This window comes from Streptosporangium sp. NPDC002544 (assembly GCF_040295965.1).
GTDB lineage: Bacteria > Actinomycetota > Actinomycetes > Streptosporangiales > Streptosporangiaceae > Streptosporangium.
On the sequence record NZ_JBEOWJ010000015.1, the window covers coordinates 35,702 to 46,881 of the forward strand.

The window sequence follows — 11,180 nt, forward strand, 5'->3', positions numbered from 1 at the left end:
GTCGTGTCAGCCGCCGAGGGAGCGCCGCGCCGCCTCCACCCACCGGCTCACGCCGACCCGCTCGGCCACCGCGAGGGCGTTCTCGTAGTGTGGCCGCACCGCGTCGGTGAAGCCCAGCCGCAACGCCAGGTCGCCCAGGGTCAGGGCGACCGGCCAGAGTGCCACCACGCCGGTGCCGGCGCCCGCGATCCGGTCGGCGAACGGCTTCAGCGTGTCGTACGCCTCGATCATCCGCTCCCGGTCGTCCAGCAGCATGCCCGCCAGGGCCCGCCAGATCATCGCCAGCTCGTAGAGGAAGTCCGGGCGCACCGGCGTCTTCACCGCGATGACGGCCCTCGCGTCGCGATGGTGGCCCGCGGAGGCGAGGGCCACCGCGTAGGCGTCGAGTGTCCATTTGGCCCCGCGCTGGTGCGCCTCGGCCAGCGGCTCGACCATCTCGGCGGCCTGCCCGTTGACCAGGTTCAGGCAGAACGTGGTGATCAGCGGCAGGTCCTGGCGGCCCTCCAGCATGCCGGCCCTGGCGGTCAGCCGGGCGGCGTCGCGGTAGGCGCGCTCCGCCCCGGCGAAGTCACCGGCGATCATCAGGCGCTGCCCGGCGTACCAGGCGACCACGGCGGCCGGCGCGGGCAGGCCGTACTGCCTGGCCAGCTTCTCGGTGGCGGCCACGTGCGCGTCGGCCTCGGCGAACGCGCCCGAGGCGGCCGCGCACTCCATCAGCACGAGGTGGGCCAGTGCCTGCACCGAGATCTGCCCGGTCGCCCTGCCGACCTCCAGCAGTTCCCTGCCGATGACCTCGCGCTCGCCCACCGGCGTGATGCCGTACGACTGGCGCAGCCGCCCGCTCAGCGCGGTCGCGAGCAGGGCGGGGTCGCCGGACCGCCTGGCCAGTTCCTCGGCCTCCAGCGAGGCCTGCTCGCCCCGGGGAGTGGCCGACCCCTCCAGCTCCAGGGCGAGCGTGGCCAGCAGGCTCGCCCGCAGCGACTGCTCACCGGCGGGCAACTCGACCAGCGCCTGCTCGGCGACGTCGACGATCTCCCAGGCGGTACGGGTGAAGTCGCGGGCCATGCCCTTGTGCGGCACCGCCAGCGAGGCGGCCACCCGGGCGGTGAGCTCCAGGTTGCCCAGCGGCAGTGCGGCGTCCATCGCCTCACGCCGCCGCCTGCGGGCCGCGGCCATGTCGCCGCAGAGCGCCAATGCCTTGATCAGCCGCAGGGTCAGCAGCAGGCGCTCCCTGGTGCTGTCGGGGGTGTGGGTGATGCCCGACCTGTCGAAGGCGGCGATGGCCTGCTCCCACAGGGTGGCGGCCTCGCGGTGGGCGAAGCGGCGCTCGGCCTGCTCGGCGGCGAGCTGGGCGTAGTGCACGGCCTTGATGGCGGTCTCGCTGGTGCCCGCCGAGTCGTAGTGGTGGGCCAGCGCGGCCACGTCACCGGGATTCCTGCGCTCGATCACCGCGGCCACCGCGGCGTGCATCCGGGAGCGGCGCAGGCGGGAGGCGTCGGAGTAGAGCGTGTCGCGGACCAGGTCGTGGTCGAATCGGAGCATGCTGGGGCCCGGTTCGGTGACCAGCCCGGCGAGCAGCGCCGCCTCCACCGCGTCGACCACGGCGTCCTCGTCGCCGGAGACGTCGACCAGCACGTCCACGTCGACATCGCGGCCGATCACCGCGGCCTGCAGCAGGATCTGCTGGGCGGCCGCGGGCAGCCGGGAGATCCGCCTCCGCAGCACGTCACGGACGCCCGACGGCACTCCGGAGATCACTTCGGCGGCCGTCGCGCGGTCGCTCACCGCTTCGGCGTCGAGCAGGCGCACCGTCTCGCGGACGAAGAAGGGGTTGCCGCCGGTGCGCTCGACGATGCTGTTGACCGCGTCCTCGTCGACCTCGCGCACGCAGGTCGCCCGGACCAGCTCGGCCACCGCCTTGGTGTCGAGTCCGGTGAGACCGACCCGGACGGGACCGAGCCTGGCCAGCGCGGCCAGCACGTCGGCCTGCTGGTCACTCAGCTCGCTGTCGCGGCAGGTCACCACCAGCAGCACCCGGCTGGTGGCCAGCAGGCTCGGCAGCGCGCGGAGCAGCGCCAGCGTCTGGTCGTCGGCCCAGTGCAGGTCCTCCAGGGTCAGCAGGATCGGCGTCTCCTTGGCGACGGCGGCGAGGTAGCCGCCCACCGCCCGGTGCAGCCGGAATCCGCCGGAGGCCTGGTCGTCGTCGGGCTCGGGGGCCGCGTCGTCCAGCAGCGGGGCCAGCAGCGCGGCGTACTCGCCCGGACCGGCAGCGCTCACCAGGGTGCGCAGGATCTCGACCCAGGCCCAGCCAGGGGGGGTGGCACTGCTGTCGGGGCAGGCCCCGGAGGAGATGCCCCACCCGTCGTCGGACAGCCGCCTGTTGAGCTGGCGGACCAGGGTGGTCTTGCCCGCGCCCGCGTCACCGCTGATGATCGCGACCGTGAAACGGCCGGTCCTGGCCGCGGCGGTGGTCAGCCTGCTCAGCTCCGCGTCGCGGCCGACGAACGGCTCGGGCTCCAGCGGGGGAAGCTCCACCTGGGCCACCGTGGGCCGGGGCGGCCAGGTGTCGGCGGTCACCTGCTGGCGCTGCCTGGCCGGCGGCGGGGCGGCGAGCTGCAGGCCCGGGTCCTGGGACAGGATGTCGGACTCCAGCTTGCGCAGCGCCGGGCCGGGGTCGATTCCGAGCTCCTCGGAGAGGATCGTGCGCGCCCTGCGCAGCGCCGCCAGCGCTTCGCCCTGCCGCCCGCAGCGGTACAGGCCCAGGGCCAGCAGCCGCCAGCCCTCCTCACGGAGCGGGTGCTCGGTGGTCAGCGCCTCCAGGTCGGGCACCGCCTCCGCGGGCATGCCCATCCGCAGGCCGCTGTCGGCGTACCGCTCACGGGCCACCAGACGCAGCTCGGCGAGCCGGTTGACCTCGGCCTCGGCCCACGGCTGGTCGGCGAAGTCGGAGTACGGGGTGCCGCGCCACAGACCCAGGGCCTTCTCCAGGCGGGGCCGCGCGGAGGCGGGGTCGTCGCCCTCCAGGTGCTCTCCGGCGGTGCGGACCAGCGTCTCGAAGCGGAGCGCGTCGACCTGCTCGGGGGCGGCGCGCAGCGCGTAGCCCGAGGCCACGGTCACCAGCAGCCGGTTGGGACCTCCGCGTGGCCGGCCGGGCTCCAGCACCCTGCGCAGCCGGGAGATGTAGACCTGAAGGCCCGACTGCGCGCCCTTGGCCGCGTCGTCGTCCCACAGGTCGTACAGCAGGGAGTCGACGGGAACGACCTGCCCGCGCGCGACGAGCAGGCGCGCCAGGACCGCACGTTGACGGAGCCCGCCCAGGTCGAGCTGGTCCTCACCGGAATGCGCCTCGACCGGGCCGAGAACTCGGAACGCCACCATGTCAGCCGCCACGCTATGTGGGCCTTCCAATCGCACACAAGGTATTTCCCAATCTAGCGGCCGATCGACTCCTTTTCAGGGGCCGGTGCGGCGTTCTCACGCCGGCGCAGGAACGACCACGCGCCGAGCGCCAGTCCACCGAAGGGGATTTCGACAGTGTAGGTCCAGAACCCGAAAAGCAGTGCGGCGGCGGTGGCGGAGTCCAGCGGCGCACCGAAGAAGACCAGCGCGCCGATGGTTCCCGCCTCCATTATCCCCGTACCGCTGGGGGTCACCAAAGCCGTGGTCAGCACCCGGGACAGGGCGAAGGCGGCGATCGACTGGGCCAGACCCGGGTAGGCGCCGGTCGCGTGCAGGCAGACGACCAGGATCAGCCACTGGAAACCGAGGAAGAAGATCATGGCCAGGGTCAGCCCTGCCCAGCGGTTCCGCACGATCTCGGAGGTGTCGGCCCGCAGCTTGGCCAGCGCCGCGGAGGCGGTATGGCGGCCGGGGCGGATCCGAGGGGGGAGCAGGCGGGCGAGGGCGTCGAGGACCCGGCCCAGGACGCCCGCGGCACGGTCCCAGTAGAGCGCGACGGTCACCACGGCGACCAGCGCCAGGATGGACGTCGCGCCCGCCCAGCCGGCACTGGTCACCGCGGGGCTGAGCGGCTGCCCGCTGAACAGCAGGGCCACGATTCCCACCGCGGGCAGCAGGAACCGGAACAGGGTGTTCCAGATGCCGCTGGTCAGCGTGGAGACCATGACGGCCCGGACGGGAAAGCCCCAGCCCTTGGTCATCGCGAACGTCATCGCCACTCCGGCCGCGCCGCCGAAGGGGAGCAGGTTGCTCACCGCGCTGCCGCCCGCGTTCAACGTCAGGGCCTGCAGGTGGGTCAGGCCGGGCAGGGAGGCGGTCAGTACGAACGTGTAGGCCAGCAGGCTGAGCAGCCAGACGCCGGTCATCAGCGCGACCTCTCCGAGACCCAGCCCGGCGAACTGGGCGCCGATCTGTGACCAGGAGACGTGCTTGCCCGTCAGGGCCGCCACTATCTGGGGCAGGAAGATCACAAGTGTGGCGGCCAGCGCCAGCGACGCGACCGACAACCCAACCTGGAGCAATCTGCTCTTCACGTAACACCCCCGCCCCAGTGTGCCGCTTCCGGACTCATCCTCGGGGAGGAATTTCGAACGGATGCCTCAGGCGGGAGCCCAGGGGGACGTCCCGCCTGACGTACCACTCGGTGCCGAAGACCAGCCGGTAGAGGGGTTGGGGGATCTTGAGCATGACTCCGAGCGTGCGGGTGTCGGCGCCGGTGGCCTGGGAGGCGTGGGCGGCCATGCTCGCCCGTTTCTGGCGGGCGAAGCGCCGCACGCCGACCCGGTGGGTGATCACCTCGCCGGGGGAGTAGGCCCGCTCGAAGGCACGGATGTCGAGCTGCGGGTAGAACCTCCGGACGAGCCGCAGCCCCCGCAGCAGGGGGTCACGGTTGACCGTGGCCTCCAGCACGATCGGGGTTTTCGCGATCTCGGCGGCCCGGCCGCCGACCCGGTGCACCTGGACGTGGTCGGGGTGCCCGTAGCCCCCCGCAGGATCGTAGGTCGTCAGCAGGTCGGCCTTCTCCTCGGTGAGGATGGCGGCCAGCCGCCGGGCGGCCTCCTCCGTGTCGGCGTCGATGAAGGCGTTGTCCGGCCTGTCGTCGGCGATCCCGCCGTCGGGAGCCAGCCCGGAGTCCCCGTAGCCGAGGTTCACCACCCGGGCACAGCCGAGCGCGGCCGCCGACGCGTACAACTCGGCCATCCGGGCGGCACCCAGTGCCTCACCGGGTTCGAGGTCGGCCTGGCCTCGCTCACCCGAGGTCGCCACGACGAGCACCACCCGGTGTCCCTCGGCGGCGAGCATCGCCATGGTGCCCGCGGTCAGCAGGGCCTCGTCGTCGGGATGGGCATGAAAGAACACCGCTGTCTTGACGTTGCTGATCAGGCTGACTCCGTTCGCGAGGGCTGGATGTGCCCTCGGGGGCACGCAGGCATGATCTCACGCGGGTCTACGCTGGCATCGTGAGGATCCTCCACATCAGTGACTGTTACCTGCCGCGCCTGGGTGGGATCGAGGTGCAGGTCGCCGATCTGATCCGGATGCAGCGGGAGGCCGGTCACCATGTCGAGGTGGCGACCGCCACCCCGGGGGAACCCCTTCCCGGAGTGCACAGGATCGTCGCGGGACTCCCCTTCGACCTGCCGGTCCACCCGTTCGGGGTGGGACACCTGCTCCGTCTGGTGAAAGCGCGGCGCCCCGAGGTGGTGCACGTGCACACCGGCGCGGTCTCGCCGTTCGCCTGGATGGGCGTGCGGGCGGCGACGCGGGCGGGGGTGCCCCTGGTCGTCACGGTGCACAGCATGTGGGACCCGGTCACCAGGGCGCTCTACCGAGGGCTGCGGCTGCTGTTCGGATGGCACCGCTGGGGACTGGTGGGCACCGCGGTGAGCGAGGCGGCCGCCCTGCCGATCCGCGCGGTGGCCGGTCCCGGCGTGCCGGTGCACGTGGTCTCCAACGGCCTGGACGTCTCCGGCTGGCGCACCGTACCCCCTGCAGTGGAGTCCGTTTCCATGGATTCCGTACGGTCCGACCCGGTGCATGTCGTCGCGGTGGGGCGGCTGGCGCCCCGCAAGCAGCCGGTCCGGCTGCTGCGGCTCCTGCGGGAGGCCCGTGCCCTGGTGCCTCGGGAGACGCCGATGCGGGCCACGATCGTCGGGGACGGCCCGGCCCGATCGCGGATGGAGCGCTATCTGAGGGCCAACGGGATGACCGGCTGGGTCTCGCTTCCCGGCCGCTACAGCCGCGACCAGATCCGCGAGCTGCTCGCCGCGACGGACGTGTTCGTCGCTCCCGCGCCCCGCGAGTCCTTCGGGCTGGCGGCGCTGGAGGCCAGGTCGGCGGGGGTGCCGGTGGTGGCGCGTGCGCAGAGCGGGGTGGCCGACTTCGTCCGGCAGGGCAAGGAGGGGTTGCTCGGGCGGAGCTTCGACGACCTGGTCGCGTCGGTGGCCAGACTGGTGCGCGACCGTGAGCTGCGCCAGGCGATCGCGGCGAACAACCGGGAGACCGAGCCCGTCCGCAGTTCCTGGCCCGCGGTGCTCGAAGGCTTCGAACGCTGCTACGAGCAGGCCCGCGCCCGCGGGGCCTGACGGGTCCGGCCCGGTGCGGGCGGGGGAGCACCCCGCCGCCTCGGGCCGGCGCTTCCCCGCCCCGGGCCCGCGCGGGTGGGGGCCGGGGCGGGGTGAAACGGGCGAGGCCCCTGCCGTGCGGTGGCAGGGGCCTCGGGAGATGTTCGGTACGGCCGCCGCGCCGCACTGCCCCCCGCAGGCGGAGCGGCGGCCGTACCGGGAGTGCCTCCTGTCGCCAGGAGGCACGGGTCCGGTTACGAACAGGCGGCGGCGAGCTTGGTGGTCGCCTCCTGCATCTTCGACCCGAATGACGTGACGGCCGTAGCGGCGGCCGTTGGGTCGTTCGGGTCGATCTTGATCGACTCGAACGACGTGGCCAGGTCGGTGAGCGCGGTGGCCACATCGCCGTCGGCCGTGCCGGCCAGCGCCTTGAGGTCGGCGGCGAGCTTGGCGGTGGCGTCGTTCAACTTGTTGACGTCACCGGCGCCCGCCGTGGCGGAGGTGGTGTAGTCCGTGAAGATCTTCGTCCAGGCGGCCTCGGTGCAGATCGCGTCGTTGCCGGACGAGCCGCCGCAAGCGGCGGTCATCGATATGAGAGCGGCTCCCGCGACGGCGACAGCGATACGGCGGGAGGAAAGGGCGCGGAACATTTCTGCCTTTCATTGCATTTCGTGACAGGTGAGACGGTAAGCATAGAGACTTGCGCGCCACTTTCACGGCGCTTACAGAAGTGACTCAAGTGACCTGGTGTGATTTCGCCCTCGCGGTGGGTAAGAGCGGGGTATGGCTGAGGTGATCGTCGAATCCGGTTCCGGTCAGCGCTCGCTCAAGCGGGTCATCGGGCGCAGGGTCCTGCTTCTGTTCGTGGTGGGCGACATCCTTGGCGCGGGGATCTACGCGCTGGTCGGGAAGGTCGCGGGCTATGTCGGGGGAGCCCTGTGGCTGCCCTTCCTCGTCGCCTTCCTGCTGGCGGCACTGACGGCGACCGCCTACGCCGAACTCGTCGGTAAATATCCGCAGGCCGCGGGTGCTGCGCTTTATGTGAACAAAGCGTTCAATATCCCCTTTGTCACTTTTATCGTGGCGTTCGCGGTGATGATGAGCGGGATCACCTCGGCGAGTGCCGCCGCACGGGCCTTCGGCGGCAACTACCTCGCGGAGTTCGTCACGCTGCCGGTCGTCGTCGGCGCGTTCATCTTCCTCGGCCTGGTCACCCTGGTGAACTTCGCCGGCATCTCCGAGTCCATCAAGGTCAACGTGGTGCTGACGATCATCGAGGCGTTCGGCCTGCTGGTCATCATCGCGATCGGGATCTACGCCCTGCTGTCCGGTGACGGCGAGCCGTCCCGGGCCCTGGAGTTCCACCCGGTCAACGGCGCCTTCCTCGGCGTTCTGGGAGGCACGGCACTCGCCTTCTACGCGCTGCTCGGTTTCGAGGACTCGGTCAACCTCGCCGAGGAGGCCAAGAACCCGCAGCGGGACTTTCCCAGGGCGCTCTTCGGCGGCCTGGCCGCCGCGGCGATCATCTACCTGGGGGTCGCGTTCACGGCGACCATGCTGGTCGACACCAGGACGTTGACCACCTCGTCCGGCCCGTTGCTCGAAGTGGTCAAGGTCGCCGGACTGGCGTTCCCGCCCAAGTTGTTCGCTCTGATCGCGCTGCTCGCGGTGGGCAACACCGCGTTGATCAACATGCTCATGGCCTCGCGCCTGGTCTACGGCATGGCGCGGGAGGGGATCGTGCCGCGAATCTTCGCGTCGGTCCACTCGACGAGATCCACCCCGTGGGTGGCCATCGTCTTCACCGTGGGGGTCGCGGCGGTGCTGGTCGCCACCGGCGACGTGGGCAACCTGGCCGACACCACGGTGCTTCTACTGCTCTGCGTCTTCATGATCGTCAATATGGCCGTGCTGGTCTTGCGCAGGGAGCGCGTGGACCACGAGCACTTCCGGGCGCCGAGCTGGATGCCCGCCCTGGGGGCGCTGGTCTGTCTCGTCCTGGCGCTGCCGGTCACCGGCAGGGGGGCGGACGTCTACATCCGAGCGGGGGTCCTGCTCGCGATCGGGATGATCCTCTGGTTCGTCAACCGGCTCTTCCTGTCAGAAGGGCAGCGCTCGTCCTGAGGGGGTGCGGAGGTCGAGGGGGGCGGGTTTCCGGGGTGGCCGAGGCTTTTGGAGGATTAAGACCTTTTTCATGTCGTACTCCCTCCTTGTTGGAGTTTGAGAGAGACTACGCCAGCTGACTGACTTTTTTCGCGGATTTTTTCGCCGAGCGCGGACCGCTCGGGGGTGGAGGTATCGTCCCCGGGGTCCCGGCTGTGTCGTTGGTGGCGTTTGAGGGGTTGGGGGCGCTATGTCCGCAGAGTACGGAGGGTATGTTTCCGGCAGGGACCCCGTCTGTTCCAAGCCGGAGACCTTGTGGCCGTGCGGGGAGGCTCAGCGGCGGAGCACGAAGGCCCTCTCGTCGTCGCCGATGCCGACCGAGCCCACCGCCCACAGCGTGCCGGTGCCCGGCACCCGGACCAGACCGGTGTCGCCGACGTCGTCGGTCTCGTCGTACTGCTGGGTGGCGGTGTAGGCGCGGAACAGCGGACCGTGCTCGGGTGACCAGGCGGTGCCGTCGAAGTGCCGGATGAGCACCTGCCCCGGGTGGTCGGCGTCGACGCCGCCGATCCACAGGTCGCCGGGTCCGAGTTCCCTGTATCACCACCGGTGGGCCGTGCCCGCCAGGATTGGAACCGCCTGTTCGGGGGCACCTGGCACATAGTCAGGAGGGGATACCGATGTCGAGGGGCGAAGGCGGTGCGGGATTCCAGATCCGAACCGACAGGCACCGTCACTTCACAACCCTGTACGCGGCGGGGGCGCTGGACTACGGGTCCTCACCCCTGTTGAGGGAGCAGGCCGACGTCGCCCTGCGGGCGACCGATCACCCGCGCCTGGTGATCGACCTCACCGAGGTCACCTTCTGTGACTCCACCGGGTACGGCGTACTGATGTACGCCCTCACCCGCGTCCGCCGTCTGACGGGCTCGCTCGTCCTCGTCGGCCTCTCCGCCGCGATGAGGAACCGGCTGAGCCGCCTCGGAGTAGCAGAGCTGTTCGACACCCGCCGTACGGTTGAGGAGGCGATGAAGGTGTTCCCCGGAACGATGTGAACGACCGGTGAGGCCGGCGTGCTCCGTGGCCCACCGGGGTGGTTCACACCGTATGAGACAGTTGTGTTGCTTGGGACAAGGTAGGTCAGAAGGTTGGTCATGTTCGTGGGAAATGAGGCGGAGCCTGCTTTCACCGCCACCTCGGGGTTGCACGGCACCGCGCTCGTCGTGCGGGCGAGTGGGGAGCTCGATCACTACCACACGCCGGTGCTGCGGGAGGAGATGGGAAGGGCGTGGAGTGCCCTGCCCTCGCAGCTTCTCATCCTCGACCTGTCGGCCCTGACCTTCTGTGACTCCTCGGGGATCGGCGAGTTGCTCCAGGTTCGCCACCACGGCCTGAGCGAGGGAGTGCGGGTCATCCTCACCGGAGTTCAGGGCAACCTCGCCCGGCGGCTCAACCTGGCCGGTCTGACCCAGGTGTTCGAGATGTTCCCTTCCGTGGCCGAGGCGCTGGAAGCGGCCTGAGGCGAGGTTCCGCACGACGCGCGACCACCGTGCGAGATCAAACGGTGCCCTCGCCGACAAAGGTCTCGAAGAGCCGCTCGCGATCGATCGCGGTCGTGATGAACGTCTGGCTGCCGGCGGCCGGCCGCGCGCCCCACGCGCCGCCCTCCTCCCGGACCATCTCGACCTCCGCCCAGCCGGCGATGGCGTGGTCGATGGCCACGCAGGCCGCGGTGGGGTCGTGCAGCAGCTTTCCCCCCGGCTTCTTGCGCAGGTAGTGCTCCATGCCCGAGAACACCAGGGCGAGTCCGGCCGCGCGGTCCCGGTACGGCCGCAGCCGCTCGTGGAACTCCCGGTCGTAGCGAACTCCGTGGGTGACGTTCTTGGACACCAGTTCGCGCCGGGCGATCCGGTCACCGGACGACAGCGCGAGCCGGGCCGCCTCGGGGGCGCCGTTGAAATTGAACGTCGGGCACGCGGTACGGCCGTCGAACTTCGGCAGCCGGTGCTCGGGCGGCACGATGTTGTCACCGGCGAACCCGCCCTGGGCCACCCACCGGCTCAGCCTCACCCCCGCCTGCTCGTCGAGGAACCGCCGGAGGTTGTGCAGCGGCCCGCCGGTGAGAAGCGTGGCCCGGGGGTGGCGCTCCAGGGTCCGGGCGATCAGGGCGCCGGGCGGGGCGTCCGGCAGAGCCGGCACGGGAGCGCCGAGCCAGCGGTGATGGAAGGCGGACACATGGTCCTTGCCGGTGCCGGGATCACTGGCGCCCACCGGGACGTCGTCTCGGCCGACCAGTCTGAGCACGTGCCGGACCAGCCCTACCTGGGCCGCTGACCCGGGGGTGACGGTGACGGCGCGCAGTCGTACCGCCGGATGGGTCGCGACCAGGCACAGGGTCAGCACATCGTCGGGATCCTGGGTCTCCAGATCGAGCAGTAGATCCAGCATCGCGTCTCGTGACCTTCCCCGCGCCATGGTGAAGAGCATTGAATGTTCGTTGACCATACGAAGTCAGTGCAGAACGAAGCCAGCCATTTATCGCGTTCGCGCTTC

10 protein-coding genes are annotated in these 11,180 nt (G+C 70.8%); 4 read left to right on the plus strand and 6 right to left on the minus strand.

Going from position 1 to position 11,180, the window contains the following annotated elements; all coding sequences use genetic code 11:
- Positions 1–6: 6 nt before the first annotated feature.
- The 3 genes from ABT061_RS22955 to ABT061_RS22965 are packed head-to-tail and all read right to left on the minus strand — an operon-like array spanning position 7 to position 5,385.
- Entirely contained in the window at positions 7–3,378 is a 3,372-nt protein-coding gene (locus tag ABT061_RS22955) for an ATP-binding protein (RefSeq protein WP_350921201.1), read from the minus strand.
- Between the two features lie 53 nt (positions 3,379–3,431).
- The gene (locus tag ABT061_RS22960; protein WP_350921203.1) at positions 3,432–4,493 is read right to left on the minus strand and encodes a lysylphosphatidylglycerol synthase transmembrane domain-containing protein; all 1,062 of its coding nucleotides are present in this window, start codon (positions 4,491–4,493) and stop codon (positions 3,432–3,434) included.
- A 34-nt stretch (positions 4,494–4,527) separates the two neighbouring features.
- Positions 4,528–5,385 carry a PIG-L deacetylase family protein gene (locus ABT061_RS22965; RefSeq protein ID WP_350921206.1) on the minus strand — a complete coding sequence of 286 codons (858 nt, stop codon included), beginning with the start codon at positions 5,383–5,385 and terminating at the stop codon, positions 4,528–4,530.
- 35 nt (positions 5,386–5,420) lie between these two features.
- Here ABT061_RS22965 and ABT061_RS22970 point away from each other — a divergent pair, with 35 nt between their 5' ends.
- Positions 5,421–6,545 carry a glycosyltransferase family 4 protein gene (locus tag ABT061_RS22970; RefSeq protein ID WP_350921208.1) on the plus strand — a complete coding sequence of 375 codons (1,125 nt, stop codon included), beginning with the start codon at positions 5,421–5,423 and terminating at the stop codon, positions 6,543–6,545.
- Positions 6,546–6,778: 233 nt separating this feature from the next.
- Here the strand turns inward: ABT061_RS22970 and ABT061_RS22975 are convergent, their stop codons facing one another.
- Entirely contained in the window at positions 6,779–7,111 is a 333-nt protein-coding gene (locus ABT061_RS22975; protein ID WP_350921210.1) for a DUF8711 family protein, read from the minus strand.
- A 196-nt stretch (positions 7,112–7,307) separates the two neighbouring features.
- Here ABT061_RS22975 and ABT061_RS22980 point away from each other — a divergent pair, with 196 nt between their 5' ends.
- Positions 7,308–8,648, plus strand: coding sequence for an APC family permease (locus ABT061_RS22980; RefSeq protein WP_350921213.1), 1,341 nt, complete (start codon positions 7,308–7,310; stop codon positions 8,646–8,648).
- Positions 8,649–8,960: 312 nt separating this feature from the next.
- Here the strand turns inward: ABT061_RS22980 and ABT061_RS22985 are convergent, their stop codons facing one another.
- A complete protein-coding gene (locus ABT061_RS22985; protein WP_350921215.1) occupies positions 8,961–9,164 on the minus strand; it encodes a hypothetical protein in 204 nt (67 codons plus the stop codon).
- A 143-nt stretch (positions 9,165–9,307) separates the two neighbouring features.
- Here ABT061_RS22985 and ABT061_RS22990 point away from each other — a divergent pair, with 143 nt between their 5' ends.
- Positions 9,308–9,682: an STAS domain-containing protein gene (locus ABT061_RS22990; RefSeq protein WP_350921218.1), complete on the plus strand. Its 375-nt coding sequence runs from the start codon at positions 9,308–9,310 to the stop codon at positions 9,680–9,682.
- Between the two features lie 99 nt (positions 9,683–9,781).
- Entirely contained in the window at positions 9,782–10,147 is a 366-nt protein-coding gene (locus ABT061_RS22995) for an STAS domain-containing protein (RefSeq protein WP_350921220.1), read from the plus strand.
- A gap of 37 nt (positions 10,148–10,184) precedes the next feature.
- Here ABT061_RS22995 and ABT061_RS23000 read toward each other — a convergent pair whose 3' ends face one another.
- Complete coding sequence (locus ABT061_RS23000) at positions 10,185–11,114, minus strand: nucleoside hydrolase (protein WP_350921222.1); 930 nt, start codon at positions 11,112–11,114, stop codon at positions 10,185–10,187.
- Positions 11,115–11,180 lie beyond the last annotated feature (66 nt).